Below are 25,925 nucleotides of genomic sequence, written 5' to 3'. Positions count from 1 at the left end.
GCCTAATCTTGCGGCAATCGCCTTTCGCCATGGTTGGCCAAAAAGCGCACGTAGCTGGTGCTCAAGCCCGGGCTGAACGGCTCACCGATGGCAAAGATAGCCGCATGAAGCTGGCCAGCCTCGCCGGTCAGGACGAACGCTTCGCAAGGCTTGGGCTGATGGCCGGCGCCTAGTGCCAGCTGCAGTTCCAGGTCCACAAGCCTCTTTCCGCTGCGAATGTCCTGGACGACGCGCTCGTTCCAGCCCTGGGACAGCGCCATCTCGGCCAGCTCGCCCAGGTTGCCGGCTGGCTCCAGCTGCAGCCAGCTGGCCTGTCCCCGGGCGTTGAGCGCCAGCATGCCAAACGGCGCGCCGATGACGACATGTTCGCTCCAGCCGTGCTGCTGCGTGAGACTGTGCAGCGCCTGGAAAATGACCGGGTCGGCCAGCAGCGCAAGCTGGCCGGGCGACAGCGTGGCGCACCAGATCTGCTGGTGGCGCTGGTCGGGCTGATGGCGCAGGTCCTCGATGGCGCGCATCAGGCAGGCGCGCAGGTCTGGCGACTGCTTGGGGATGAACTGGTTGATCAGCCCCCGGTTGAACGCCGAAACTGCCAGCTGCTCGTCGGCGCGGCCAGTCAGCAAGATGCGCGAGCCCGGCCAGTCCCGCAACTCGCCCAGCACCCGCAGCCCGCTCATGGCCGGCATGGCGTAGTCCACCACGGCAAGCTGCACCAGAGCGAAGCGCGCGGCTCTGTCGCCCTGCCAGTAGCGCAGGATCTGCGGGATCAGCAGGGCGCCTTCGCGCCAGCGGTGGATGATTTCCTGCTGAGCCCAAGCGTCTTTTTCGCGCTGCGCGGTATCTTGCTTGAGCAGGTCGATGCAGGCGATGGGCCGCAGGAACAGCTGCACGGGCCAGTCGGGTGGCATGACCTCGCCCAGCATTTCCAGGTAATCCGGGTCATCGTCGAGAAAAATCACGCGGCCGGGCCGGCGATAAAGGGGGAAAGACATGGCGGGAGGCTTTGTAAAGGAAATTCAAACGCAGTCATCGGCAGCGTTCAGGACGGGGCGAGCGGCAGGGTCAGCGTGAAGACAGCGCCTATGGCATGGCTTGACTCCACCCGGATGCTGCCCCCTGCGCTGCGCACCACCTGCTGGCAAAAGGCCAGGCCCAGGCCATGCCCGGTGCTGCGGTTGCTGGAGAAAAAGGGCTTGAAAATATGCGGCAGCAAGGCCGGATCGACGCCGACGCCGTCATCTGCCACGGCAATGCGGCCGCTGTCCGGCCCACAGTCGACCGTGATGCGCAGCGCACCTGCCGCGTACGACGAATCGGCCGCCGCCAGGGAGTGCAGGGCGTTTTTCATCAGGTTCATCAGCACTTGGGAAAACTGGGCCGGGGAGCCGCAAAAAGTGAAGTCATGGTGAATCACCACACTAACGCACTCCCGCTGGCGGCTTGAGGTGTAGGGATAGGCCGCCACGGTATCGCTGACCAGGCTGGCGGCGCAGACCGCTTCGCTGTAGCGCGGCAGTTGCAGCAGCTTGGCGTTGGCAATCTGGGTGTCGATCTGGTGATTCATCGAGCGCACCAGCGCCTGCAGGCGCTGGCCCAGCTGTTCAAGTTTGGCAGCACGCGGATGCGCCTGCTCGCGCCCGATTTCCATTTGCAGCGCGTCGCCGATCAGCGAAGCCGTGGACAGCGGCGTGCGCAGCTCGTGCGCCATGATGCCCATGGTGGCCAGCGTGTGGGCCAGCTGGTCGCGCCGCAGGTTGGCCGACGACAGGCCGAGCAGCAGCGCGCAGGTCCAGCTGTAGGCGATGACCACTCCATCGACCGGATTGGCCTGGAGCCCGTTCGGCATCAGCCAGGCAAACAGCGTCCATGACAGCAGGGCGCCGCTGGCGATGCCTGCCGTGGCGATGCGCCAGTCGGTCAGGAGGTAGTAGCACACGATCATGGTGCAGACGGTACCCAGCCAGGCTGCGCTACCGGCATTGCAAAAGTACATCCAGCTGAAAAAAAGGGGGATTTCGATCCACATGATCAGGGTGACCAGCAGCCGCGTCGCTGGGCTGGAAAAATCCCGGCTCAGCCCGGGCAGCAGCAGCGTGGCGCCCAGCAGGCTCATCAGGCCGCGCAGCCACAGGTTTTCGTAGGGCTGCACCAGCCAGCTGGACCAGATCCAGCCGAACAGCGGCTGGCCCAGCATCGTCGCCAAGCCTAGCAGACGCATGCGCCACGGCGACGCATGCAAAATCGGCTCCAGGGGCGCGAGTGTCCAGCGGCGTGGCGCGTGCTGTAAAAACTGTGAGGTGCGGCGAATTTTTTCCATCTGGCGTTGAGCCGGAGCCTGCGTATCGAGCCATAACTTGTCTTGCCCTTTAAACCATTGTCCCTGTTCTTCCCCTTCATCCTTGATGCAACTACCTGCTAACTTTGACAGCGTCTGCCTGGACGGCATCATGAGCGACTGGTTGTCGTCGCTGCGCGAATTCTCGGTCGAGGCGCTGGTGGTGCTCGGTCCCGACCCGTTCGCCGGACAGGAAAGCCGGCTGGTGCTGGCCCTGCATCCGCCGCGCCTGCTCGAAGCGGCGTATGCGCTGGCCGCCAGCCAGGACTTCGGGGCGCCCTGGCGGGATTCCGATGCGCCGCTGGTGGCCTGGCAGGATATTTCCCGGTCGGCTTTCAGCGACATGGGCCGCTGGCGCAGGCTGTGGCTGGCGCACGGTTTTCAAAGCGTGGTGCGTATCGCCTTTCCACTGACCATGGGCCGCGCCTTCGAATGCTACCTGTTCAGCGCGCGCCAGTGGCCTGACCGAACCGAGCCGTCGCAGCTGGCCTGGTCGGCGCTGAACATCTGGCCGCTGCTCAAGCGGGCGCTGGCTCAGGCGCGCAATCCGCTGAGTCCGCGCGAACTCGAATGCCTGGAACTGGCCTTCCAGGGAATGACCGCGCGCAAGACTGGCGAGATGCTGGCGTGCAGCGAGCGCACCGTCAACTTTCACCTGGCCAACGCCATGGGCAAGCTCCAGGTCGACAACAAGCTGGCGGCGGTGCAGCGCGCCTGCTGGTACGGCCTGATTTGATCTGGCGCAGCAGGGCACCCTATTGCGGGAAAACCATCGTCGATCAGGCGCTGGCCGTGGCGCAAACCTGTTCATAATCCAGCCCCATGACTTTCCTAGCGCTTGATGTGGGTAACACCCGCCTGAAATGGGCCCAGTACGACGCCCCGGTGACAGGCGCCAAGCTGCTGGCCCATGGCGCGGTGTTCCTTGAAAATATCGACCGGCTCGCCGAGGAGGACTGGCGGGGGCTGGCCGAGCCTTCGGCCATCCTGGGCTGCGTGGTGGCCGGCGACGCCATCAAGCGGCGCCTGACCGAGCAGATGGAAATCTGGGACGTGCTGCCAAGTTGGGTGATTTCCAGTCCGCAGGAGGCCGGCCTGAGCAACGGCTACGACCATCCGGCGCGGCTCGGGTCCGACCGCTGGGTGGCCATGATCGGCGCGCACCACCGGCTGCTGGCACGCGGCATCCGCAAGCCCTGCCTGGTGGTGATGGTGGGCACCGCTGTCACGGTCGAGGCCATCGACGCATCGGGCAAGTTCCTGGGCGGCATCATCCTGCCGGGCCACGGCATCATGCTGCGCGCGCTCGAATCGGGCACGGCCGGGCTGCATGTGCCGACCGGCGAGGTGCGGGATTTTCCGACCAACACCAGCGACGCGCTGACCAGCGGCGGCACGTTTGCGATTGCCGGCGCGGTCCAGCGCATGGTCGACAACCTCACGAGCCACTGCGGCGAAGCGCCCGAATGCATCATGACCGGCGGCGCCGGCTGGAAAATGGCGCCGAGCATGACCGTCCGCTTCGAGCTGGTCGAAAACCTGATCTTCGACGGCCTGCTGGAAATTGCCTCCCGGCGTTTCAAGGCTTGACGCTATTGAATAGATAGCTGCTTACGCCCGTGAATAAAGCGTGGAAGGCTGATTTGATGCATATTTCGTAACTACTAATGCTTCCGATTTGATTGCTGCGTCGATTGTTGATTGCCTTTGGCTTGGTAAGTTCTTCTGTGGTTTGGCGGGTGAGCGCCTTCCCGGCGGGGGGTAACTTTCTTTTCTGGCAAAAAAGAAAGTCACCAAAGAAAGTTGCCTGAGGTCGGGAGCGGGTTAGAGCTGAACGCTCTGACAGGCCATCGCTTCGCTGGGCCCTTGGATACTTGATCTTATGGCTGGCAGCCAATGACAGGCATTGGCCGCGAGCCACCAATCAAGGAACCCAGGGCCAAGCGAAGCGATGGCTCGTCAGAGCGTTCAGCTCTAACCCGCTCCCAAGGCAACTTTCTTTCGTGAGTTTCTTTTTTGCCAGAAAAGAAAGTTACCCCCCGCCGGGAAGGCGCTCATCCCTCAAACCACAGAAGCAGCAGGAAAAAGAGACCGCAAACCTGCACTTTGCCAAAAAAGGCCATCACAAAAGATCAATAAAACCGTTGACCTGCAGCAAGGCAAGCAGTCACCACATTTCAAGGCGTGAAGCCCGCACCGCATCATCAGGCCTTCACGCCTCGTCCCACGGCAGCATCAGCGTCACCATCGACAGCCGGGCGAACTCCGGCATGAATTCGTCAACGATGCGCTGCGGCTGCGGGCACAGCGCGCTGTCGGTGATCACGCCGAACTGAACGCCGCCGCCGTAGCTCAGGATCGACACGCCCAGCCCGACATCGCCCGACTGCGGCACCCAGAACATGGTTTGCTCCAGCACTGCGCCGCAAAACCGCAGCTTGCCCTGCGGCCCCGGCACATTGGTCATCACCGCCGTGGTCTTTTTCGAGAAGAATTCGAGCATGGCGTCTTGCGCAGACTTCGGGCAAAGGCCGGCTGCGGCCATCAGGCCGAAGGCTAGCAGCGGCTGGTAGCTGCCCTTGAGCGCGGCCATGCGCCGGCGCACCTCAAAGACCCGCTCGACCGGGTTGCTGACGCCAATCGGCAGCAGCAGCGGCGCCAGGCCAAAGTGGTTGCCCAGCGTGGGGCTTGGCGCCGGCTCTCGCAGGTTGACGGGCACCATGGCGCGGATGTCCTGGCCGTCCACGTCATCGCCGAGCGACTTCAGGTATTCGCCCAGCGCGCCGGCCAGGCAGCCGAGCAGCACATCGTTGAGCGAGCAGCCCAGCGCCTTGCCGACCGCCTTCACCTCGTCCAGCGGAACCGGCTGGCACCAGGCGACCTTCTTGATGCCGCAAGACTTGCCCTTGAGCCGGGTCGCCGAGTCGTTTGGCATCAGCGTCAGCGCGGCCGAATCGCCCGCCACCTGCAGCAGCAGCCTAGCCATGTCCAGCGAACCCTTCACGCCCGCCTCGATGCCGCGCTCCAGCCCCAGCCCGCCGCCCGGCTGGTTCAGCCGGCCAAGCGAGCGCGCCGCGCCGTCGCCCAGCGCATCCAGCGTCCGGACCGCCAGCCGCGTCAGCGGCGTGAGCACGCTGTCGACCATCCACGCCTGCGCGTCCTGCCCGTTCTGCGTGTCCGGCGGCGCGGCGGCAGCGCCCGGTTCGCCGGGCATGGGCGGCGGCGCGCCGCCATCGGCCATCGACATGATCACGCCGAGCAGCGCAATGCCGTCGGCAATGCAGTGGTGGATGCGCAAAATCATCGCGCTGCCGCGCACGCCGTCAAGGCTGGTGTAGTGCTCGACCAGGTGGAACTGCCAGAGCGGCCGGCTGCGGTCCAGCGGCTGGCTGGCGAGTTCGGCCACGCGCTCTTGCAAGGCCAGCTCTTGGGCGCCCGGGGCGCTGGCCGGCAACTTTTCGCGCAGCACATGGTGCGCCAGGTCAAAGTGGCGGTCGGCTACCCAGGAGGCGCCGGTCGCGTCCTGCACCGCGCACTGGCGGAAGCGGTCGTAGCGGACCAGGGTGTTTTCAATGCGTTCGCAGACCGCCGCGTACTTCACGCCAGGGGCAAATTGCCACACGCCGGTGATCTGCATCAGGTTTCCGGGGTTGTCCATGCGCAGAAAGGCGGTGTCCACCTTGCTCATGCGTTCGTCGGGCAGGTGCGGCCGCCATGGCGGCGATGCGGCGGGTTTTTCCGGCCTTCGGGGCGCGGTTTTTTCAGGCTGGAGCCGGGCCGGTCTTTTGCCTGTTAGAGCCGCTGTAACGCGTGTGACCATCAAGTATTTCCCCTGTGCAACGCCGCCCCGAGCTGGAGTGGCTAGAGTATTTTGCGGGGAACTTGTCGCTAAGATAACCGGCAGTTACCCGAAGCTTTTCCTTCGGGGGCTTGCGTGCAAAAAAACGAACGGAGCATTTCCCATGTCAGACCTGAAAGCGGCTTTCGACCAAGCCATGATCGATTCCAAAAACTTGAGCGAGCGGCCCGACAATGCCACGCTGTTGAAACTCTACGCGTTCTACAAGCAGGGCAGTGCGGGCGACAACCTGGAGAAAAAGCCCGGCTTCGGCGACATGGTGGCGCGCGCCAAATGGGATGCCTGGAGCAAGCTCAAGGGCACGCCGCAGGACGCGGCGATGCAGCAATACATCGACCTGATCAAGGAGCTCGGTTGAACCGGCTTGCGCCGTAAATTTCAATCAAAAAGGCTTTTTGCGCAAGCGGGGCCGGCGCATCCAGCTATTGATTTGATAGTTGCCAGCGTGGCGATGGGCAAGCCCATGGTGCCGGCCTGCGCGCAGTCCACCGCCAGGCGGATCGACACCAGGTCAAACCCGACAAGGTTGTAGCGCTCGGGCAGCAAGTGCCCGGCTGCTCAGGCGGTTTTCTTGCGGGTGGCTGCTTTTTTGGCCGCTGCCTTGGGCACGGCGGCCTTGCTGGCAATCAGCGTGTCAAGGTTCTTGACAATCTCGGCTTCGATTTTTTCCTTGAAGGCGCCGAGCAAAAACCCGAGTTTTGCTGCCAGCTCAAAACCGTCGTCCGTCACGCTCAGCGTGCCGTGGACGCCGGTGCGGCTGAAGCTGACCAGGTCGCTGGCCGTGCCTTCCTCATAGGTGCATTCCATGCCAAATTGCGCTTCGGCCTGTTCGGCCCATTTGAAGGCGATCTGGCGTGCTTCATGCAGCCCCAGCGTGTGAACGCGATCAATGTAAATGTCAGCCATGGGGTTCTCCGGGTAGGTGGTGGTCAGCTTGGCGCGCCCCGCCTGCCCCCAAGGCAGTCGGCGCCGTTGGACAGCATCATAAAACTGCTGCGCGAGACAAACGGGCCAGGCCGGCGGGTAATGCTGTGAGTGCCCTCCCAAAAAAGGCCAAGCCTGTAAAATGTAGAATTCGCTAAACATGTAAATAAATACGAAAAATTGTTAATTTGACATGTAACAGCGTTTTTGATTTAATGCCCCGCGCGGCTGTCGGTTTTGCCGGCTTGCCGCCGGTTTTTGAGCCGAAACAGCGCGTACCCCAACCCGCCCTGGCGCCATCCATCCAGCCGCAATGCCATCGGCATGGGCGGCACCGGTCTCTTTCATTCCATTTAGCCTCATTCAGTTGCAGGCAAGCGCAGAACACCTCAATGCAACGTCTGTCAGGCCGGCTGGCGTACGCCTTCAGCACCGGCGAAATTTCGTCACACAGCCACATGCAAAGCGGCCTGCGGGCTGCGGGAGTCCGTTCAATACCCCTTTGTTGCCAACCAGGGCCTTGCCATGAGGCTTGAAGACGAGCCGATGGAGCCGTCCATCACCGCCTCGCTGCTGGCGAGCGTGCTGGAGTCGGCGATGGACGCCATCATCACCGTGAACCAGCGGCATGAAATCGTCCTGTTCAACCAGGCTGCCGAAAAGATGTTTGGCAGGCTTCGCCAGGAGGTGATGGGCCAGCCGCTCGAAATGCTGATTCCGCAGGGCTTTCGGGCCTGTCACGCCGGCCACGTCGCGCAGTTCGGCGCGACCGGGTCCACCGCCCGGAACATGGGCAGCGCCGCTGTCTTGATTCACGGGCTGCGCGCCGATGGGCAGGAATTCCCGACCGAGGTGTCCATCTCGAAGGTTGAAACCCCGGGGGGGCTTTTGTTCACCGCCATCGTGCGGGACATCACCGACCGGCAGGCCGCGCAGGCGCACTTGATGCTGCTGGAAGCCAGCATTTCCCACCTCAACGACATGGTGATCATCACCGAAGCCGAGCCGATTAAAGCGCCGGGGCCGCGCATCGTTTTTGTCAATGCCGCGTTTGAGCGCCACACCGGTTACAGCCGCAAGGAAGTGATGGGGAAAACGCCGCGCCTGCTGCAAGGCCCGCTGACGCAACGGACCGAACTCGACCGTATCGGCGTCGCCCTCGCGAAGTGGCAGCCGATCCGGACCGAACTGATCAATTACACCAAGACCGGGCAGGCTTTCTGGGTCGAACTCGAAATCGTGCCCATCGCCGATGCCCGGGGCCGGTTCACGCACTGGGTTTCGGTGCAGCGCGACGTTACCGCGCGCAAGCAGGCCGAGCAGGCACTGGTGGACAGCGAAAAGCGCTATGCCGCGCTGTTTGCCTCGGCGCCCGTGCCGATGTGGGTGTTCGACCGGGCCAGCGGCAAGTTCCTGATGGTCAACCAGACGGCCATCGAGGACTACGGCTTTTCGGAGTCCGAGTTCATGGCGATGACGCTGTCCGAGATTTATGTCGGCGAGGCACCGGCGTGCCTGCCCCATGGTTTGCCCGATGCCGCGCAAAAGCGCCAGGAGCCGCACCAGCATCGGCGCAAGGACGGTTCGCTGTTTTTCGTCGATGCGGTGGCCCGGCCCATCCAGTTCAGCGGCCAGCCGGCGTGTTTCCTGGTGGCGCTGGACACCACCGCCCGGGTCAAGGCCGAAGCGGAGGTGCGCGAGCATTTGTTCACCCTGCAGCGTGCCGCCGATGCCGCCCAGGCAATCACCCTGCACCGGACGCTGGACGGCATGACGCAGGAGCTGGCAGACCAGGCGCGCGGCGTGATCGGCGCGCATCAGGCGGCGGTCAGCCTTGCCATTGACAGTGACTGGACGCAGGCCATCGATGCGCTGTCGCTTTCAAGCGACTATTTGCCCTACCGCAGCCGGCTACCGCTGGCCCACGGCAGCAGCATCTTCACCCGTGGCGCCAACTGCACCCGTCCGGTGCGCCTGACACAGGCCGAGGTGCAGGCGCATCCCGAGTGGCGCCTGGTCGGCAGCCCTGCCGGCAGGAACCACATGATGCGCGGCTGGCTGGCCGTCCCCTTGACAGGCCGCGATGGCCGGCACATCGGCGTGCTTCAGCTGTCCGGCAAGTACGAGGGCGACTTCACCCAGCAAGATGAATATGTCGCAACGGAAATGGCGCAGCTGGCCTGCATCGCGGTAGAAAATGCCCGCCTGATGCAGGAGATCACCCAGCTCAACACCGGGCTGGAGAAAAAGGTCGCCGAACGCACGGCCGCGCTGGCGCGCCAGGAGGCTTTGTTCCGCGCTCTGGCCGAGCAGGCGCCGCAGATCATCTGGACCATCGACCAGAACGGCGAGGTCACCTTCCTGAACCGCGCATGGCTGGAGCTGATGGGCGGCACGCTGCAGGACTGGACGGGATGGCAGTGGATTGCTGCCCTTCACCCCGAAGACATTGCCGGTGTGAAGCAGAACTGGACGCAGGCCCGGTCCCGCCAGCTGCCTTTTTCCGGCGTGCGGCGCTGGCTGTGCCAAAACGGCAGCGTTCACACCATGGCGTACCGGGTGTCGCCGGTGCGTGACGCCCAGGGCGCTGTGTCCTTCTGGGTCGGCATCGATGCCGATGTGACCGAGTTCAAGCTGGTCGAGGAGGCCCTGCGCCGGTCCAACGAGGAGCTCGAAGCCTTTTCCTACTCGGTGTCGCACGATCTGCGCGCGCCGCTGAGCACCATCAACGGCTTCGGGGCCCTGCTGGCCAGGCAGCTGGCGGGCGACGGCAACGAAAAGGTCAGGCATTACCTGAGCCGCATCCAGCATGGCGTGGTGCAAATGGGCCGCCTGATCGAGGATTTGCTGTCGCTGGCGCGGGTGACGCGCACCCGCTTGCACTACACGCAGGTCGATCTGTCCGCCATGGCGCGCCACATTCTGGCCGAGTGGCATGTGCGCCAGCCGGCGCGCGTGGTCACAACGCAGGTCGAAGCCGGCTTGACGGCCCACGCGGACGAAGCACTGCTCAGGGTGGTCATGGAAAACCTGCTGGGCAACGCCTGGAAATTCACCGGCCTGAAGCCCGAAGCCCGGATCACCATCGGCCAGCAACTCGATGCCGCCGGACAGCCGGTGTTTTTTGTGCGGGACAACGGCGCCGGATTTGACATGGCGCATGCCGAAAAGCTGTTTCTGCCGTTTGAGCGCCTGCATGCGGCGCCGGAATTTCCCGGCTCCGGCGTCGGCCTGGCCACCGTCAGCCGTATCGTCGGCCACCATGGCGGCCAGCTGTGGGCAGACGCCACGCCCGGGCTCGGGGCGACTTTTTACTTCACGTTTCCCCGTCAGGCGCTCATTGCCTGACCTGCGGGCTGCTCGGTTCGGCCATGGCGGCCACTGACGGCAAAGGGTCGGCCTTCAGGCGCGCCTGGCGCTCGGTCTTGGGCAGCGCGGCCAGGTGCTTGACGGCGCCGTAGAAGCGTTGCCAGTCGCGGCCCTCGCGTTGAAACAAGGCTTCGAAAGCCGGCACGCCTTCGTCATAAGCCGCCTGGGCGCCGAAGGACGCATTGTTGGCGCGCGCCACCCACGGGTCGTAACCGGCATATCCGTCCCATTCGGCCTTGAACTGCGCATACTGCTCTCTGAAATGCTGCATTGCTATGGTTTTTAGAGCTAGCTGCGCCCGTGGTTCACGCGCAAAAGCCTTGTTGGGTTCATAAATGGCGGTCAGTTCCCGGCGCGTGGCCGCCGCCAGTTCCCGAAACTGCCGGCGCCGGCCGTCAAAGCGCTCATAAGCCTGGCGGGCTTCCTCGCTGCCCCGGCCGGTTTGGGCCTCAAGCCATTGCTGCACGCCCAGCCGCTCGACGGCGGTGGCAAACGATTCGTTGAACTCCGTGTCGCCGGGCGCATAGGCCACCTGGTGCGCCAGTTCGTGGAACACCAGCCGCGCCAGCTCGCCTTCCGGGTAGCCGATGAAGGTGCTGAGCAGCGGGTCGCCGCCGGCCCAGTTCATCCAGCCCAGCGTGGAATAGGCCGGCACGCCATAGACGCTGGTTTCCAGCCCCTGCGCGGCCAGCCGGTCGGCCTCGGCCCGGGCCTCGGCCTCGTTGAAATACCCCCGGTAGCCGACGCAGCCGGCTACCGGAAAACACCAGGTCCTGAGCGTGAGCGAGAAAGGCGGCGCCGCCACCACGTTCCAGACGACGGCGCTGCGGTGCAGGTCGGCATAGCGCTGGTAGCTCGGGTTGTCGGGCAGCTTCAGTTCAGTCACGGCAAAGCGGCGGATGCGCTGCGCCAGCGCCAGCCGGCTTTTGAGCGGCGCCGATGTCTGCGCATCGCCCAGCCAGTCGTTCACCGGGCGCGCGGCATTGAGCATCGTCAGGTGGCCGTTGACCGACTGCCAGTAGTAGCCCAGGTCCGCGCAGCCGGCCAGGCTGGCTGCGGCCAGGGCGGCCGCCAGCAGCTTCTTGCGCCTTGTCCATGCCATGTCCGGATGCCCCTTCTCAAGCCGCCTGCACTTGCACCAGGCAGTCGTAGAACACCGGCCCGCGCCCCAGGTCGGTCAGGCGCTGGCTGGTGAGCTGGTTGACGTTGGTGCCGCCCAGGCCCAGCTTGCGCCACCAGATGCCCAGGCCATTGACCACGCCGGGCCGTGCGCGCAGCGAGACCTCGACCTTGACCCGATAGTCGCCGCGCGCGTTGAACACCCGCACCACGGCGCCGCTGGCAATGCCGCGCGCGGCGGCGTCGTGCGGATGCATTTCCAGCACCGGCTCGCCCTCCATGGCGCGCAACGTCTTGACGTTGACAAAGGTCGAATTCATGAAGTTGCGCGCCGGCGGCGAGATCATGGCCAGCGGAAAGTCGCTGGACGAGCCCGGCGCTTCATGGTTCGGCACATGGCCGGGCAGGCCGTCCAGCCCCTGCGCGGCCAGGCGTTCGCTGAAAAACTCGCATTTGCCCGACGGCGTGGGAAAGCCGCCTTCGGCGAACGGCGCATCCGGCAGCGCCAAAGTGGCAAAGCCCTGGTCCAGCAGCGTCTGGAAATCGACCCGCTCGCCAAACGTCGCGCGGCACAGCGTTTCGTCGCTGTCGGCAAAGCAGGGCTCGGCAAAACCCATGCGCGCGGCGAGTTCGCGAAAGATCTGCGTGTTCGGCTTGCTGTCGCCCTGCGGCGCAATGGCCGGGCGATTGAGCAGCACATCGGTGTGGCCGTAGGTGGTGTGGATATCCCAGTGCTCCAGTTGCGTCGTGGCCGGCAAAATGAAGTCGGCCTGGTCGGCGGTGTCGGTCTGGAACTGCTCCAGCACGACGATGAACAGGTCGTCCCTCGCAAAGCCGCGCACCACTTGGCCGGAGTCGGGCGCGACGGCTACCGGGTTGCTGTTGTAGACGATCAGCGCCTCGATCTTCGGGCCGAAGGCGGGCGAGCTTTTGCGCAGCAGGTCGTCGCCGATGGTGCTCATGTTGACGGTGCGCGGCGTGCGCCCGGCCAGCAGGTCGGGCCGCTGCAGCGCCGCCCGGTCCACTGGAAAAACGCCCGAGCTGCTCATCAGCAGGCCGCCGGCCCGGTGCCGCCAGGCGCCAGTGAGCGCGGGCAAACAAGCCACGGCGCGGGTGGCGTTGCCGCCGCCGCGCACCCGCTGCATGCCGTAATTCAGGCGAATCGCCGCCGGCTGCCTGTCGATGAAGCACTGGCCGTAGTCGCGCGCCAGCGAGCGGATCTGTTCGGCCGGCACGCCGCACACGCTGGCGGCGCGCTCGGGGCTCCATTCAAGCGCGCGCTCGCGCAGCGCCGTCCAGCCCAGCGTGTGGCAGGCGATGTAGTCGTGGTCCAGCCAGTCGTGGATGATGAGTTCGTGCGTCAAGGAAAGGGCGAGGGCGGCGTCGGTTCCCGGCAGCAGGGCGATGTGTTCATGGCATTTTTCAGCCGTTTCGCTCTTGCGCGGGTCGATGCAGACGAGCCTGGCGCCGTTTCGCTTGGCCACTTGCGCATAACGCCAGAAATGTAGGTTGCTGCCAATCGAATTGCTGCCCCAGATGATGATCAGTTTGGACTCGGCAAAAAACTCCACCCGCATGCCGACCTTGCCGCCCAGCGTCTGCGTCAAGCCTTCGGCGCCAGCGGCGGCGCAGATCGTGCGGTCGAGCAAGGAAGCGCCCAGCCGGTTGAAAAAACGCCCGGCCATGGCTTCGCCTTGCACCTGCCCCATGGTGCCGCAGTAGCTGTAGGGAAGAATAGCTTCGGGGTTGCGCGCGGCAATGGCTTGCAGGCGCGCGGCAATCTCGCTAAGGGCAGTGTCCCAGCTGACCGGCTCGAAGCGGCCGCTGCCCTTGGGGCCGGCGCGCTTGAGGGGCTGCAGCAGGCGCTCGGCATGGTAGGTGCGCTCGGTGTAGCGCGACACCTTGTTGCACAGCACGCCACCGGTCTGCGGATGGCCGGGGTTGCCCTGCACGCGTGTGGCCACGCCGCCCTCCACGGTGGTCAGCAGCGAACAGGTGTCCGGGCAGTCGTGCGGGCAGGCGCCGCGCACCTGCACGCTGGCCGGTTGCGGCGCTTGCGCCGGCGGGGTCGCGGCAGGAAACGGGATCGAATGTGAATGCATGCCTGCACTTTATAGCGATTGACCAGCGGTCCCGGCCATTTGCACGGGAAACCCTGATGCCAAGTTCGTTCAGACCGGTTGAAATGTCCTGTGCAAAAAACGCTTTTTGATACAGTGGCATGAATTCAATAAAACTTGTGAAAATTTAGCCATGACGCTGACACGCAGAAAATTTTCCATCAGTTCGGGAGCCGCCCTGCTGGCAGGCTTCACCACCGTTCGCGCCCAGTCTGAAGGCCGCATCGTCCTGGGTCAGTCGGCCGCTTTCACCGGACCCGCCGCGCAGCTGGGCATCCAGTTTTACCAGGGCGCCAGGGTCTATTTCGACCAGGTCAACGCCCAAGGCGGCATTGCCCGGCAGCAGATCGAGCTGCGCAAGCTCGATGACGGCTACGAGCCCGCCCGCTGCGCCGAAAACACCAAAAAATTCATCGCTGACGATGTGTTTGCGCTGTTCGGCTACATCGGAACGCCGACCAGCGTGGTGGCGCTGCCCATGGCCATCAAGGAAAAGATCCCCTTCATCGCGCCGTTCACCGGCGCCATGGCGCTGCGCGAACCGTTCAGCCGCTACGCCTTTCATGTGCGGGCGTCGTACAACGATGAAACCGCGCTGATTGTCAAACAGCTGACCAACCTGGGCCTGAAGAAAATCGCGGTGTTCTACCAGAATGATGCCTATGGCAAGGCTGGCCTCGACGGCGTCCACCTGGCGCTGGGGCGCCTGAACCTCAAGACGGTGGCCGAAGCCACGGTGGAGCGCAATTCGGTCGATGTGGCGCTGTCCGTCAAGACGCTGGTGGCCGCCGGGCCCGATGCGGTGGTGCAGATCGGCGCCTACAAGGCGTGCGCGGCCTTTATCCGCGAGGCCCGCAAGGCCGGCTATGGCGGCACCTTCTACAACGTGTCGTTTGTCGGCACGCAGGCGCTGGCCGACGAACTGGGCAAGGACGGCGCGGGCGTGGTGGTGTCGCAGGTCGTGCCGTCGCCCTACAACGCGGGGCGCCCCATTGCCCGCGAATTCGCCGACGCGGTGAAGGCCGTGGGTAACAAGGAGATCCAGGCCAACTTTTCCAGCATGGAAGGCTACCTGGCCGCCAAGGTGTTCGCCGAGGGCCTCAGACGCGCCGGCAACAAGCCGACGCGCGAATCGCTGATGGCCGGCCTGGAAAGCATTGGCAGCCAATCCTTTGGCGGATTTGCGGTGTCGTTCGGGCCTGGCGACCATGTGGCGTCAAGCTTTGTCGAACTCTCGATGCTGACCGGCGACGGACGCGTGCGCACTTGAGCGGCCCGCCCGCCCTGGCGGGTGACGCGCGCAAAGCCTGATTTGTTCAGGCTTTTTTTTGCCTGTTCGCCTGCTATCGGCTTGGCAGGCGAGTCAGTTATGCTTCAAAGCCGATTCCCGGTTGCACGCTTTTGCCTTATCCATTGATGCCTTTCTCTTTTTCAAGCCTGTGGGCGCTCGTGCGCCTGATGCGGCCGCACCAGTGGGTCAAGAACGTGTTCGTGTTTGCCGGGTTGGTGTTCAGCCAGAGCTGGGACGTTCTTGCGCTGGACTTGGCGGTTTTGCAGGCCTTTGCGGCCTTTTGCTGCGCTTCCAGCCTGGTCTATATCCTGAACGACTGGCATGACCGCGCCAGCGACGCGCTGCATCCGGTCAAGCGCAAGCGACCGCTGGCCAGTGGCGCGGTGACGGCGGTTCCTGCGCTGCTGCTGGCGGCCGCGCTGCTGGCCGCAGGCGTTTTGCTGGCAGCCGGCAACCGCACGCTGCTGCTGCTGTTGGCGTTGTATGTGGCGCTGAACATCGCGTATTCGTGGCGGCTCAAGCAGGTGCCGGTGGTCGATGTGTCCATCATTGCGGCCGGCTTCATGCTCAGGCTGCTGGCCGGAACGGTGGCGGTCGGGATTCCGCCATCGCGCTGGCTGCTGCTGACCGGGATTTTCATGACGCTGTACCTCGGCTTTTGCAAGCGCAAGGCCGAAAGCTTCCAGGAAGAAGCCAGCCAGCGGGCGGTGATGGCGGGCTACCCGACGGCGCTGCTCGACACCTTCATCGCCACCACCATGACGGCGACGCTGACCACCTACAGCCTGTTTGCCACCAGTCTGGAAGCGCAGCTGCAGCACGGCCAGCGCCTGCTCTACACCGTGCCGGTGGTCATTTTCGCGCTGCTGCGCTACACCTACCAGGTGCATCGCGGCCATGGCGAGGACGTGGCGCGCGACCTGCTGCGCGATGGCTGGCTGCTGAGCGCGGGCCTGCTGTGGATGGTCATCTTCCTGAGCCAGCGGTTTTGACGGCGGACCCGCAGCGCCCGGCGCCAGGCCCTTCGCCATCGCGCCCTGGCTTCAGGCTGCCGGTCAAGCAACTGCTGCTGGTGCTGGGGCTGGTCGCCACGCTGTATGCGGCGGCGCTGCTGGTCTGGAGCGACAGCCCGCGCACGTCCCTGGCCCGCCTGTGGTCGCCAAGCGGCCTGCAGGCGGCAAGCCTGTGCCTGCTCAGCTACGGCCTGCGCGGCCTGCGCTGGCGTTTCTGGATGGCGCATTACGGACGCCACTTCGGCCTGCTGCAGGGGCTGCGGCTGTACCTGGCAGGCTATGCATTCACGCCCACGCCCGGCAATGTCGGCGAGGCGGTCAGGGGCCTGGTGCTGGCGCGCGAACCCCTGGGCGCCCGGCAGAGCCTGGCCATCTTTGGCGCCGAGCGCCTGGCCGACCTGCTGTGCCTGCTGCTGCTGTGCCTGCCTGCCGCCGCCTGGGCCTGGGAGCAGGGCGTGGTCCAGCGGATGCCTGGCTGGGCGGTGTGGCTGCTGCTGGGCGGGGCGGTCGCTGCGATGCTGGCGGCCGTTGCGCTGTTCAAGTTTCGGCATGGCGCGCTGCGGTTGCCGGGCTGGCTGCAGGAGGCCTGGACATGCCTGCGCCTGCGGCCGCTGGCCTGGTTCAGCCTGACGCTGGCCGCTTGGGTTGCGCAGGCCGTGGCGGTCTGGCTGATCTGCAACGACATGGGCTTTTCTCTGGGGCTGGCCACGGCGACCGGTTTTTACGCCGTGGCCATGGTCGGCGGCGCCTTGTCGGCCCTGCCGGCGGGCCTGGGCGGCACCGAAGCGGTGCTGACCGGTCTGCTGGTGGCCCATGGCGCTGGCGCCGGCAGCGCCCTGGGCATGACCGTGGTGGTCCGGCTGCTGACGCTGTGGCTGGCTGTGGCCATTGGCCTGCTGGCCTTGCTTTATAGTGCGGCCTTCGCCCGGGACATCAGTTTGCGCTAGCTGCTTTCCGTTTCATTTTTCTTGTATTGGCCGTGTTGCGGCGCGCATCCGGCAGCGCGCCTTTGGCCTGCCGCATCCGCGCTGTTTATCCGACCCTTTCCCATGTCCCACAACCCCGTCATTGCTTCTTCCCCGCAGGCTGTTTGCGCCACGCTGAGCCGCTGGCTGCTGGCGGCCGGGCTGGCTTCGCTGCTGCTGCGCTTCTGGATTGCGGCGACCTTTCCAATCTCCGGCGACGAGGCGTTTTTCTACTGGTGGGGCGTTTACCCGGACTGGGGCTACTCCGACCATCCGCCGATGGTCGGCTGGCTGATTGCCTTGATGCGCGCCACCTTGGGCGACAGCATCCTGTCGATTCGCCTGCCGGCGGTGCTGCTGCCCTTGGCGCTGGGCGCGGCGCTGTGGTGGGCGCTGGCGCCGCTGGACCGGGTGCGCGCGGCCTGGGCGGTGCTGTTGTTCTGGCTGGCGCCGCTGAACTGGCTCTACGCCATCATCACCACCGACACACCGCTGATTTTCTGGTCGATGCTGTCGGTGGCGGCCTTGATGCGCGCCGAGCAGCGCGCCCGGCTGGACCGCGCAGCCTATGGGCTGTATGCGCTGTCGGGCGTGTTCCTAGGCTGCGCTTTCTTGTCGAAGTATTTCTCGGTGGTGCTGGGGCTGACCTACCTGCTGTACTTTTTGTTGTACCGCCGCGAGCGGCTGGCGGGCCTGGCGCTGCTGGTGGCCTGCGCCTTGCCCGGCCCGGCGATCAACATTGCCTACAACCTGTCGCACGGCTGGTCGAACATCATGTTCAACGTCTACAACCGCAACCAGGATGCGGCGTTCGAATGGCGCAAGCCGCTGCTGTATGTCGGCATGATGGCTTACCTGATCACGCCGGTGGCGCTCTGGCTGGCCGCGCGGCACCGCCAGGCGCTGCTGGCCAGCGCCCGGTCCCACCGCCTGCTGGCCTGCCTGGTCGTCGTGCCCCTGCTGTTTTTCATGCTGCTCTCCAGCAAGAAAGTCATTGGCCTGCACTGGGTGCTGTCGTTCTACCCTTTTGGCTTTGCCTGGCTGGCCTTTGCCCTGCCGGCTGACAAGCTCAAGACCTGCGCCAAAGGCCTGGCGCTGTTTGCCGGCCTGCACGTTGCGGGGATCGCCGGCCTGTACCTGACGACGCTGGACACCTGGCGCAGCGCCAAGATCTACCCGCAAATCGTTCGCAGCGTCAAGACCGCCGACATCCTCAAGCAGGCCGACCGCCCGGGCGCGGTGCTGATGGCCGACTCGTACACCGCCGCGTCGATCTACGGTTTCGAACGCCGCCAGTACATGCCGGTGTTTGGCGTGGGCCGCTTCCATGCGCGGCAGGACGACATGCTGGTGGATTTTTCGCTCTATCAAGGAAAAACGGTGCGAATCATCACGCCGGACAAGCCCGAACTGGAAGAATTCAAGCCTTACTTTGACAGCGTCGCCGTGCTGGGTTTCATGCAGGATGGCGTGGCTTTCTACGTGGTCGAAGGCGCCGGATTCAACTACCCGGCCTACCGCCAGGGCGTGCTGGGCGAGGCCTTCCGGCAGTTCTACAACATACCGGCCTGGCTGCCGATGACCGGTTGCCCGTTTTGCGAACGCTACTGCGGCCAGGTGCGCTGCCCTGGCTAGGCGATAAACAACGTAACCCCTAACGCTGCCGATTTGATCGCTGCGTCGTTTATCGATTGCCTTTAGCTTGGCGGGTTCTTCTGTGGTTTGAGGGGTGAGCGCCTTCCCGGCGGGGGGTAACTTTCTTTTCTGGCAAAAAAGAAACTCACGAAAGAAAGTTGCCTGCAATGCGGGGATGAGCTGAGCGCTCACTCGGGCCATCGCTTCGCTGGGCCCTGGCCTCCTTGATCGGTGGCTGGCGGCGATGCCTGGGACTGGCTGGTTCTACCCTTCGTTCGCCAACAGCTTCACGCTCTGCTTGATCGTCTCTTTTGTGCCTCAAGGCACTGCAGGCAGTTTCTTGCCCCTCTTTTCCTCGGTCAAGGCAGGGCGGGGCTGGCAGCGACCGGTGAAAAGAACCCTCGTGGTTCCACAGCCACTGACCTACCAGCCCACACCCAGCAGGCGAGGAAACAGAAAAATGGCGCAGCCGACAGCGACGTGCAAGCCAGTCAGCGAGATCAAGCAGAGCGTGAAGCTGTTGGCGAACGAGCGGTAGAACCAGCCAGCCATCGGCATCGCCGCCAGTCCTCAGATCAAGTACCCCAGGGCCTAGCGAAGCGATGGCCCGTCAGAGCGCCCAGCTCTAACCCGCTCCCAAGGCAACTTTCTTTGGTAACTTTCTTTTTTGCCCAAAAAGAAAGTTACCCCCCGCCGGGCAGGCGCTCCACACCCAAAAACCCAACAGAAGCAAGCAAAAGAGACCGCAACCCCGCGCATCGCCAAGCAAGGCCAACATCAAGGACCGATAAAGCCGTTGACCTGCAGCGAGGTAAGTCGTTACTAAATAACGGTCAAAAATGCCTTTTGCGCAAGCAGGGTATGCGTCGATAGCTATTGAAAAGAGAGTGACAAGTTTTGCTGACACAGGCTTGCAGGGCCAAGCCCGGCCGGCGTTTCAGTCCTGCAGTTCCACCCGGGCCATGTCCACGTCCAGCCGCTCCATCGCGTCCAGCGCTTCGGTAGCTGCGGCCTGCTCGTAAAGCCGGGTGGCTTCTTTCATCCGCTTGTTGCCTTCGAGCATCACCATGCCGTTGGCATATTCGGTCATGGCGATGGCCGAGCCAGGATTGAGCTTGAGCGCTTCCTTGAACAGCGCCAGGCCGGTGTCCTTGCGCGCGCCGTAGGTCATGCTGCCGATCAGCGAGCCGACCTTGTCGATCACCTCGGCATGAAAAGCGCCCAGCGCAATGTGCGCATCGGCATGCTGCGGCGCGAGCTGGATGGTCTGCTCCAGCGCGGCCTTGACCTTGCTGCCCAGTCCCTGCGCCAGCGCCTTGGCCACGCTGATGCCCTGGCTGTAACGCCCCAGGGCATAAGCCTGCCAGTACCAGGCATTCGGATTTTTCGGGTTTGACGCCTGCTGCGCCTCGGCCCGTTGCGCCGCTTCCAGCAACAGGTCGAGCTTGGTTTTTTCCTTGTTTTCCAGGTAATTGGCATAGATGCAGGTGGCCTTGTTGGCCGCCGTGATGCCATCGCCGCCGGCTTTCAGTCCGGCCTCGGCCGCTTGCTGGAATTCGCCGTTGTGAAACAGCACCCAGGCCTTGAGCACTGCAGCATCGGTGGGCAGCGGCTCGCAGTCGCCCCGGTGCAGCCGCGTCCAGTTTTTCCTCAAGCTGGCGGTGTCAAAAGCATAGGCGCCGGGGTGGGGGAAAGGGTTCCATTTGGCCATGTTGTTGTCTCCTTGACGCATCTTTCATTATTCATTTCTTATTTTTACGCCATCGCGTGGCCCGCGCCGGCACGGTTCAGGCTGGCAGGCTGGCCGGGCTGCTGTAAGCGCCTGCCAGGCTTTGCAGGTGGTTTTTTTCGGCCGGCTCAAGATACGGAACCAGCAGGCTCAGCACATGGTGCGCGCCGCGCATCAGGGCCGACTGGGCATTCTCCGGCTCCAGGGCATGGCGCGGATTGCACACATATTCAAAGCTCAGCCAGTAGGTCAGCAGCACCACCATGCTGGTGGCCGTTGCGTCGACTTCGCGCGAGTCCAGCGCCACGGCGCCAGAGCGGCCCATGCTCCCGAGCATGGTCCTGACGGCGCGCGCCTTGTTCTTGAGCACCCACTGGAAATGCGTTTCCAGCCGCCGGTTCTTGCTCAGCAGGTCGTTCAGGTCGCGGTACAGGAAGCGGTACTGCCAGATCAGTTCAAACAGCGTGTGCATGAAAAACCAGGCGTCTTCCACGTTGCGCACGCCGTCGCTGGCATTGAGCAACTCGTTGAGCGCCTGCTCGTAGCGGTCAAACAGCGAGTTGATCAGCTCGTCCTTGGCCGGGTAGTGGTAGTACAGGTTGCCCGGGCTGATGCCGAGTTCGGCAGAAATCAGCGTGGTCGATACATTGGGCTCGCCAAACCGGTTGAACAGTTCGAGCGTGACCTCCAGAATGCGCTCTGCGGTGCGACGCGGCGCTTTTTTCACCATAGCTGTCTCTCTTTGTTTTGTTCCCTGACTCTAACCCAGCGCCCTGCGGGAAGGAATCAGGAAAACCTCATGTGGGGCATTCGAGCAAGGAAGATTTCCGGACATACAGGCGAAAAAAAAGGGACATGACGTCCCTTTTCCGTGACTCCGCACCTTGCTTGCGGCTGTCATCCCGTTTCAAGTATTGACTGCGTGTCCAACCCCTTTGCAGGCGCTTGTCCGCTGCGGATTATTCGGCTGCGCTTGGCACGGCGCCTGCACCGCCCTCTGCGGGCGTTTTGGCCACTGTGCGCCTGGCGGACTTTTTGGCGGCGGGCTTGACGGCCTGCGGCTCTGCGGTCTTGGTGGCAGCCCGGGCGCGTGGCTTGGCGGCTGGTTTGGCCGCCGGCCTGGCGATCGGGACTGCGGCCGCGCTACCGCCCTTCAGTTTGCGGACCTGCTGGTCAAGCAGATCGACGCGTTCCGTCAGTGCGCTCACGTCCCGTGCCGACGGGACGCCGAGTTTGCCCAGCGCCTTGGCGACGCGCTCCTCGAAAATATTTTCCAGCTTGTCCCAGCGGTTGCCTGCTTTGGACTGGATGTCGCTGGCCATGTCGCTCATGCGGCTGGTGGCCTCGCTGATCTTTTCTTCAGTGGCTGCCTGGGTCTTGCGCTGAATCGCCAGGCCTTCCTTGACCAGGCTGTCGAACACCTTGCTGCCTTCCTCCTGCGCCTTGGAAAAAGCCCCCAGGCCGGCCAGCCAGATCTGCTGGGCAGAGTCCTTGACGGCGCTGGAGAGTTGGGGAGTGGCTTTTTGGGCGGCGCTCATTTTTTGCAGTTTTTTGACCATGGAAGGCTCCTGGAGGGTTGGATAAAAAAAGGGACTGCGGCCATCGCCGCACACCAAGAGGAATGTAAGCCTGCGGCGCCCCGGTGTTTAGGGTCAGGCTTCTAGAGCGCTAGGCAGGAGGTCCTATGGATTTGCGCTGGATCGGGCGGGGTTCGCGGGTTTGTGCTGAAGGGACAAAGGCGCAAATCTGAACAAAATAAAAATTTTGTCAGCCACGTCAATGCGGAGAATTCAATGAACTATTTCGTCACAGGCGCCACCGGTTTCATCGGCAAGCGGCTGGTCAAGAAACTGCTGGAGCGCAAGGGCACCAAGGTCTATTTCCTGATCCGGCCAGAGAGCGCGGGCAAAGCGGCCGGACTGCGTGAGTACTGGGGCGCGGGCGCTGGCCGGGCGATTGCGGTGCATGGCGACCTGACCGGCAAAAAGCTCGACGTGAAGGCCGAGGACATCAAGAAGCTCAAGGGCCAGATCAGCCATTTCTACCACCTCGCAGCGGTGTATGACCTGGAGGCCGACGAGCAAAGCCAGATCGCCGTCAACATTGACGGCACGCGCAACACGGTTGAGTTTGCCAGGGCGATTGACGCCGGGCATTTTCACCATGTCAGCTCGATTGTCGCCGCCGGACTGTACGAAGGTGTGTTTCGCGAAGACATGTTCGAGGAGGCCGAAAACTACGAGCACCCGTATTTCAGGACCAAGCACGAGAGCGAAAAAATCGTCCGCAGCGAATGCACGGTGCCGTGGACGGTGTTTCGCCCGGCGATGGTGGTGGGCCACAGCGTGACGGGCGAGATGGACAAGGTCGACGGGCCGTATTATTTTTTCAAGCTGATCCAGCGCATCCGCAAGCTGCTGCCATCGTGGATGCCCATGGTCGGCCTGGAAGGCGGCCGGATCAACATCGTTCCGGTCGATTTCGTGGTGGATTCGCTCGATTACATCAGCCATCACGATCAAGCCAGCGGCAAGTGCTACCACCTGGTGGACCCGGTCGGCTACCGCGTCGGCGATGTGCTCGACATCCTGAGCAAGGCCGCGCACGGCCCACGCGTGAACCTGTTCGTCAACGCGGCGCTGCTGGGCTTCATTCCCAAGGCGGTCAAGAAAGGCCTGATGGCGCTGGCGCCGGTGCGGCGCATGCATGCGGCCATCATGGCCGACCTGGGCGTTCCCGAGGACATCCTGACCTTCGTCAATTACCCGACCCGTTTCGACTGCCGCGAAACCCTGGCCGCGCTCAAGGGCAGCGGCATTGCCTGCCCGAACCTGCACGACTACGCCTGGCGCCTGTGGGATTATTGGGAGCGGCATCTGGACCCGGACCTGTTCATCGACCGCTCGCTGCGCGGCACGGTCGGCGGCAAGGTGGTGCTGATCACCGGCGGTTCGTCGGGCATCGGCCTAGCGACGGCGCACCGGTTTGCCGAAGCCGGCGCCACCACGATCATCTGCGGCCGCGACCAGGACAAGCTCGATGCCGCCTGCCGCGAAGCCGAGGCAAAAGGCCACGCTTTTATCGCCTACCCGGCCGACATAGCCGACATGGCCGACTGCGACCGCTTCATCAAGGCGCTGCTGGCCGACCATGGCGGCGTCGATTTCCTGGTCAACAACGCTGGCCGCTCGATCCGCCGCGCCATCGAAGGCAGCTACGACCGTTTTCATGACTACGAGCGCACCATGCAGCTCAATTATTTCGGCAGCCTGCGCGTGACCATGGGCCTGCTGCCCGGCATGGCGCAAAAGGGCGCCGGCCATGTGGTCAACATCAGCTCCATTGGCGTGCTGACCAATGCGCCGCGCTTTTCCGCCTATGTGGCGAGCAAGGCGGCGCTCGATGCCTGGACGCGCTGCGCGTCGAGCGAGTTCGCCGATGTGGGCGTCAGCTTCACCACCATCAACATGCCGCTGGTGCGAACGCCGATGATCGCGCCGACCAACCTGTACAACAACGTGCCCACGCTGGCCCCCGAGGAAGCGGCCGAACTGGTGGCGCAGGCCTGCATCTGCAAGCCGGTGCGCATCGCCACCCGCTTGGGCATTGCCGGGCAGGTGCTGCATGCGGTGATGCCGCGCATCGCCCAGATCGCGATGAATACCAGTTTTCGCATGTTTGCCGATTCATCCGCCGCCAAGGGCGAGAAGGGCGCTAAAGACGAAAAACCCAGGCTGTCGCCCGAAGCGCTGGCGATGCAGCAGATGATGCGCGGGGTGCATTTTTAAATACACTCAACATCAGTCTTGGAAAAGATTGATGTATTAACTTTTAATCAAAAATTCTTGTTTATCCCGGCCGGCCGAAAGCTGGGCGCTTAACCAGGCCGGGGACTTGCCGCGACCTGTCCATGTTTTTCCACTTTGGGGGTCTTGGTATTTAGGGGCGACCACATTTCGCTTGTCTCCTGTAACCCGCTTGGCTGCACCCTTGCCTGCAAGGCCCAGATCTGTGGCTGTCAGGTCATAATTTTTGATCAACTCTTTCGCGGCCGTGATGGCTTGCGTACGTTCGCCTTTGCGTTCGAAGTCCTGTTGTTTGCGCAACTCATTAAGCTTGGCCTCAAATTCATTGATTTGTTGTTGTAGCTCATTTGACTTTTGCATGAGAGAATTTTCCTTACTAAAGGGATTGATGTTAATCGATTATTTAGTTGAAATATTAATGAAAAGCATAAATATTCAAAATTCTATTGAGCTTCACATTCCAAATCAATCTCTAAAAAATTTCCAGCTTTGCTTCTTGGATGCTGCTTTCCAAAATTGACGTGGTGCTTAATTTGGCGCCTTGAGTTATCTGGGGTTTTGCAGCAATGTTTGTGTGGAATATTAATTTTTGTAAGATTTTGATGATTGAGGTTGCTGTAATTCAGCCATGGATTCAAGGACTTTTACAGAGCTGCCTTGATAAAAATGGACTGAGTGCAAGAGCGTAATGTGGGGCATGAAGAAGATGTTTATCTTGGAAGGCTGTGCAAGGGCAAGTAGAAATTTTCATATTTTGTAGCTAAAAATGCAGGATTTATGGCTCCAAGGTAGTCGAAAAATTGCGCCAAGTAGAATGAAGCCCTCATAGATTTGACAACGGGCAAAAATGGAAGATTCTGCAAACCCTGCAAATAGTGCTAACAATGAAGTGGGTCTATTGGACTTGCTGGTCACTTTGGCTGAAAATATCAAGCTGTTGGTCCTTGGTCCGCTGGCTGTTGGCGTGTGCGCCCTGGTTGTCAGTTTTCTGCTTCCTCAAACTTTTCAAAGTGTCGCTGTGCTGCAGGCTGACCAAACCACAGCCAGCCTGATAGGTACTGCAGCCGTTCTGGACCCGGTCATTGCCTCTCTCGGTCTAGCAAAAGACAATACTGTCGAAGAAGCGCGTACCAGACTGCGCGAGCGGATTAAAGCCGTTGTCGGACGAACTGACAAGTTGCTTACATTGACGGTGTCTGACCGTACCGCATCACAGGCCCAAGCCATTGCCAATGCGCTTCTCCAGCAAACCTATCAGGAAAGCCGTCCCAAGGGCAGTGCTCGTATACGACTTGGTGTGCAACTGGAAGAAGCGCGAACGCGGCTTAAAAATGCGCAGGATGCGTCGGTTGGCGTGCTCAAGCGCCTCGAAACCAATGGTTCTGGCGCTGCTGGCGGGGTGGAATTGGCACGGGGTTATGCCGAGTTATTAACTGCTACGGGAGCAGCGCAAGGGCAGGTCAGCCTCCTGGAGGCTCAGCTGGAAGGCTTGACTGATGCTCAGTTGGTTCAGGCTCCCACCTTGGCGCAGAAACCCAGCCAGCCGAAGAAAGGTTTGATCGCCATAGGTGCTACGCTCGCGGCGGGAATGGCCTTGTTGCTGTTTATTTTTATACGGCAAGCCTTTCTCAATACCACACCAAGCGAAACGACTTCTGCGAAGGTAATGCGTATTCGCAACTCCTTCCGTATGAAATAACCCTTTGGCACTTGGCAACAAAGCGGTGGCAGGAGTGAATGCTTATTCATTCCTGCAATGC

General features: G+C 62.9%; 21 protein-coding genes. 10 read left to right on the top strand and 11 right to left on the bottom strand.

The window, feature by feature from the left end; translation table 11 throughout:
* Positions 1–2 precede the first annotated feature (2 nt).
* Positions 3–992: a response regulator gene (locus ACP7AD_RS10095; protein ID WP_426146395.1), complete on the bottom strand. Its 990-nt coding sequence runs from the start codon at positions 990–992 to the stop codon at positions 3–5.
* Positions 993–1,039: 47 nt separating this feature from the next.
* The gene (locus ACP7AD_RS10090) at positions 1,040–2,317 is read right to left on the bottom strand and encodes a sensor histidine kinase (RefSeq protein ID WP_426146396.1); all 1,278 of its coding nucleotides are present in this window, start codon (positions 2,315–2,317) and stop codon (positions 1,040–1,042) included.
* A gap of 85 nt (positions 2,318–2,402) precedes the next feature.
* Here ACP7AD_RS10090 and ACP7AD_RS10085 point away from each other — a divergent pair, with 85 nt between their 5' ends.
* Both ACP7AD_RS10085 and ACP7AD_RS10080 read left to right on the top strand, forming a co-directional pair.
* The gene (locus tag ACP7AD_RS10085) at positions 2,403–3,071 is read left to right on the top strand and encodes a LuxR C-terminal-related transcriptional regulator (protein ID WP_426146398.1); all 669 of its coding nucleotides are present in this window, start codon (positions 2,403–2,405) and stop codon (positions 3,069–3,071) included.
* 86 nt (positions 3,072–3,157) lie between these two features.
* Entirely contained in the window at positions 3,158–3,925 is a 768-nt protein-coding gene (locus ACP7AD_RS10080) for a type III pantothenate kinase (protein ID WP_426146400.1), read from the top strand.
* Positions 3,926–4,547: 622 nt separating this feature from the next.
* On the opposite strand, the gene ACP7AD_RS10075 is transcribed toward ACP7AD_RS10080, so the two are convergent.
* On the bottom strand, positions 4,548–6,023 hold the full coding sequence (locus tag ACP7AD_RS10075) for a wax ester/triacylglycerol synthase family O-acyltransferase (RefSeq protein WP_426166100.1): 1,476 nt from the start codon (positions 6,021–6,023) through the stop codon (positions 4,548–4,550).
* 274 nt (positions 6,024–6,297) lie between these two features.
* On the opposite strand from ACP7AD_RS10075, the gene ACP7AD_RS10070 reads away from it, so the two are divergent.
* A complete protein-coding gene (locus ACP7AD_RS10070) occupies positions 6,298–6,552 on the top strand; it encodes an acyl-CoA-binding protein (RefSeq protein WP_426146403.1) in 255 nt (84 codons plus the stop codon).
* A 20-nt stretch (positions 6,553–6,572) separates the two neighbouring features.
* Here ACP7AD_RS10070 and ACP7AD_RS10065 read toward each other — a convergent pair whose 3' ends face one another.
* Both ACP7AD_RS10065 and ACP7AD_RS10060 read right to left on the bottom strand, forming a co-directional pair.
* Positions 6,573–6,740, bottom strand: a complete 168-nt coding sequence (locus ACP7AD_RS10065; protein WP_426146404.1) for a hypothetical protein — start codon at positions 6,738–6,740, stop codon at positions 6,573–6,575.
* Between the two features lie 12 nt (positions 6,741–6,752).
* Entirely contained in the window at positions 6,753–7,100 is a 348-nt protein-coding gene (locus tag ACP7AD_RS10060; protein WP_426146406.1) for a polyhydroxyalkanoic acid system family protein, read from the bottom strand.
* Between the two features lie 543 nt (positions 7,101–7,643).
* On the opposite strand from ACP7AD_RS10060, the gene ACP7AD_RS10055 reads away from it, so the two are divergent.
* On the top strand, positions 7,644–10,466 hold the full coding sequence (locus tag ACP7AD_RS10055; protein ID WP_426146408.1) for a PAS domain S-box protein: 2,823 nt from the start codon (positions 7,644–7,646) through the stop codon (positions 10,464–10,466).
* Here the strand turns inward: ACP7AD_RS10055 and ACP7AD_RS10050 are convergent.
* Together ACP7AD_RS10050 and ACP7AD_RS10045 are read right to left on the bottom strand one after the other, a co-directional pair.
* Positions 10,456–11,589 (bottom strand): aminopeptidase, encoded by a 1,134-nt coding sequence (locus tag ACP7AD_RS10050; RefSeq protein WP_426146410.1) that lies wholly within the window; start codon positions 11,587–11,589, stop codon positions 10,456–10,458. The genes ACP7AD_RS10055 and ACP7AD_RS10050 overlap by 11 nt on opposite strands.
* A 16-nt stretch (positions 11,590–11,605) precedes the next feature.
* Entirely contained in the window at positions 11,606–13,708 is a 2,103-nt protein-coding gene (locus ACP7AD_RS10045) for a molybdopterin-containing oxidoreductase family protein (protein ID WP_426146411.1), read from the bottom strand.
* Between the two features lie 151 nt (positions 13,709–13,859).
* Between ACP7AD_RS10045 and ACP7AD_RS10040 the strand changes: the two genes are divergently transcribed.
* From ACP7AD_RS10040 to ACP7AD_RS10025, 4 genes are all read left to right on the top strand, one after another.
* Positions 13,860–14,996, top strand: coding sequence for an ABC transporter substrate-binding protein (locus ACP7AD_RS10040; RefSeq protein WP_426146413.1), 1,137 nt, complete (start codon positions 13,860–13,862; stop codon positions 14,994–14,996).
* 146 nt (positions 14,997–15,142) lie between these two features.
* Positions 15,143–16,009, top strand: a complete 867-nt coding sequence (locus tag ACP7AD_RS10035; RefSeq protein ID WP_426146415.1) for a UbiA prenyltransferase family protein — start codon at positions 15,143–15,145, stop codon at positions 16,007–16,009.
* A complete protein-coding gene (locus tag ACP7AD_RS10030; RefSeq protein WP_426146417.1) occupies positions 16,006–16,977 on the top strand; it encodes a lysylphosphatidylglycerol synthase transmembrane domain-containing protein in 972 nt (323 codons plus the stop codon). The genes ACP7AD_RS10035 and ACP7AD_RS10030 overlap by 4 nt, the downstream gene beginning before the upstream one ends.
* A 102-nt stretch (positions 16,978–17,079) precedes the next feature.
* The gene (locus ACP7AD_RS10025) at positions 17,080–18,630 is read left to right on the top strand and encodes an ArnT family glycosyltransferase (RefSeq protein WP_426146418.1); all 1,551 of its coding nucleotides are present in this window, start codon (positions 17,080–17,082) and stop codon (positions 18,628–18,630) included.
* Positions 18,631–19,567: 937 nt separating this feature from the next.
* On the opposite strand, the gene ACP7AD_RS10020 is transcribed toward ACP7AD_RS10025, so the two are convergent.
* The 3 genes from ACP7AD_RS10020 to ACP7AD_RS10010 all read right to left on the bottom strand — a co-directional run bounded on the left by ACP7AD_RS10020 (position 19,568) and on the right by ACP7AD_RS10010 (position 21,918).
* Positions 19,568–20,341, bottom strand: a complete 774-nt coding sequence (locus ACP7AD_RS10020) for a hypothetical protein (RefSeq protein WP_426146420.1) — start codon at positions 20,339–20,341, stop codon at positions 19,568–19,570.
* A 76-nt stretch (positions 20,342–20,417) separates the two neighbouring features.
* A complete protein-coding gene (locus tag ACP7AD_RS10015) occupies positions 20,418–21,089 on the bottom strand; it encodes a TetR/AcrR family transcriptional regulator (RefSeq protein WP_426146422.1) in 672 nt (223 codons plus the stop codon).
* 229 nt (positions 21,090–21,318) lie between these two features.
* Positions 21,319–21,918 carry a phasin family protein gene (locus ACP7AD_RS10010; protein WP_426146424.1) on the bottom strand — a complete coding sequence of 200 codons (600 nt, stop codon included), beginning with the start codon at positions 21,916–21,918 and terminating at the stop codon, positions 21,319–21,321.
* A 234-nt stretch (positions 21,919–22,152) separates the two neighbouring features.
* On the opposite strand from ACP7AD_RS10010, the gene ACP7AD_RS10005 reads away from it, so the two are divergent.
* The gene (locus ACP7AD_RS10005) at positions 22,153–24,147 is read left to right on the top strand and encodes an SDR family oxidoreductase (RefSeq protein WP_426146426.1); all 1,995 of its coding nucleotides are present in this window, start codon (positions 22,153–22,155) and stop codon (positions 24,145–24,147) included.
* A 36-nt stretch (positions 24,148–24,183) separates the two neighbouring features.
* On the opposite strand, the gene ACP7AD_RS10000 is transcribed toward ACP7AD_RS10005, so the two are convergent.
* Positions 24,184–24,525 (bottom strand): H-NS family nucleoid-associated regulatory protein, encoded by a 342-nt coding sequence (locus tag ACP7AD_RS10000; protein WP_426146427.1) that lies wholly within the window; start codon positions 24,523–24,525, stop codon positions 24,184–24,186.
* 487 nt (positions 24,526–25,012) lie between these two features.
* Here ACP7AD_RS10000 and ACP7AD_RS09995 point away from each other — a divergent pair, with 487 nt between their 5' ends.
* Positions 25,013–25,864, top strand: coding sequence for a Wzz/FepE/Etk N-terminal domain-containing protein (locus tag ACP7AD_RS09995; protein ID WP_426146429.1), 852 nt, complete (start codon positions 25,013–25,015; stop codon positions 25,862–25,864).
* The last annotated feature ends 61 nt before the right edge of the window (positions 25,865–25,925 follow it).

Origin of the sequence: Polaromonas sp. DSP2-3-2b2, assembly GCF_049895905.1 — a bacterium.
In the GTDB taxonomy this organism is placed as follows: domain Bacteria; phylum Pseudomonadota; class Gammaproteobacteria; order Burkholderiales; family Burkholderiaceae_C; genus Polaromonas.
This window is presented reverse-complemented; position numbering and strand designations above follow the sequence as displayed.

Excerpts from the sequence above, each read along its gene's own strand:
- ACP7AD_RS10095 (WP_426146395.1), bottom strand. The coding sequence starts at position 992 with ATGTCTTTCCCCCTTTATCGCCGGCCCGGCCGCGTGATTTTTCTCGAC.
- ACP7AD_RS10090 (WP_426146396.1), bottom strand. The coding sequence starts at position 2,317 with ATGGAAAAAATTCGCCGCACCTCACAGTTTTTACAGCACGCGCCACGC.
- ACP7AD_RS10085 (WP_426146398.1), top strand. The coding sequence starts at position 2,403 with ATGCAACTACCTGCTAACTTTGACAGCGTCTGCCTGGACGGCATCATG.
- ACP7AD_RS10080 (WP_426146400.1), top strand. The coding sequence starts at position 3,158 with ATGACTTTCCTAGCGCTTGATGTGGGTAACACCCGCCTGAAATGGGCC.
- ACP7AD_RS10075 (WP_426166100.1), bottom strand. The coding sequence starts at position 6,023 with ATGAGCAAGGTGGACACCGCCTTTCTGCGCATGGACAACCCCGGAAAC.
- ACP7AD_RS10070 (WP_426146403.1), top strand. The coding sequence starts at position 6,298 with ATGTCAGACCTGAAAGCGGCTTTCGACCAAGCCATGATCGATTCCAAA.
- ACP7AD_RS10060 (WP_426146406.1), bottom strand. The coding sequence starts at position 7,100 with ATGGCTGACATTTACATTGATCGCGTTCACACGCTGGGGCTGCATGAA.
- ACP7AD_RS10055 (WP_426146408.1), top strand. The coding sequence starts at position 7,644 with ATGAGGCTTGAAGACGAGCCGATGGAGCCGTCCATCACCGCCTCGCTG.
- ACP7AD_RS10050 (WP_426146410.1), bottom strand. The coding sequence starts at position 11,589 with ATGGCATGGACAAGGCGCAAGAAGCTGCTGGCGGCCGCCCTGGCCGCA.
- ACP7AD_RS10045 (WP_426146411.1), bottom strand. The coding sequence starts at position 13,708 with ATGCATTCACATTCGATCCCGTTTCCTGCCGCGACCCCGCCGGCGCAA.
- ACP7AD_RS10040 (WP_426146413.1), top strand. The coding sequence starts at position 13,860 with ATGACGCTGACACGCAGAAAATTTTCCATCAGTTCGGGAGCCGCCCTG.
- ACP7AD_RS10035 (WP_426146415.1), top strand. The coding sequence starts at position 15,143 with ATGCCTTTCTCTTTTTCAAGCCTGTGGGCGCTCGTGCGCCTGATGCGG.
- ACP7AD_RS10025 (WP_426146418.1), top strand. The coding sequence starts at position 17,080 with ATGTCCCACAACCCCGTCATTGCTTCTTCCCCGCAGGCTGTTTGCGCC.
- ACP7AD_RS10020 (WP_426146420.1), bottom strand. The coding sequence starts at position 20,341 with ATGGCCAAATGGAACCCTTTCCCCCACCCCGGCGCCTATGCTTTTGAC.
- ACP7AD_RS10015 (WP_426146422.1), bottom strand. The coding sequence starts at position 21,089 with ATGGTGAAAAAAGCGCCGCGTCGCACCGCAGAGCGCATTCTGGAGGTC.
- ACP7AD_RS10010 (WP_426146424.1), bottom strand. The coding sequence starts at position 21,918 with ATGGTCAAAAAACTGCAAAAAATGAGCGCCGCCCAAAAAGCCACTCCC.
- ACP7AD_RS10005 (WP_426146426.1), top strand. The coding sequence starts at position 22,153 with ATGAACTATTTCGTCACAGGCGCCACCGGTTTCATCGGCAAGCGGCTG.
- ACP7AD_RS10000 (WP_426146427.1), bottom strand. The coding sequence starts at position 24,525 with ATGCAAAAGTCAAATGAGCTACAACAACAAATCAATGAATTTGAGGCC.
- ACP7AD_RS09995 (WP_426146429.1), top strand. The coding sequence starts at position 25,013 with ATGGAAGATTCTGCAAACCCTGCAAATAGTGCTAACAATGAAGTGGGT.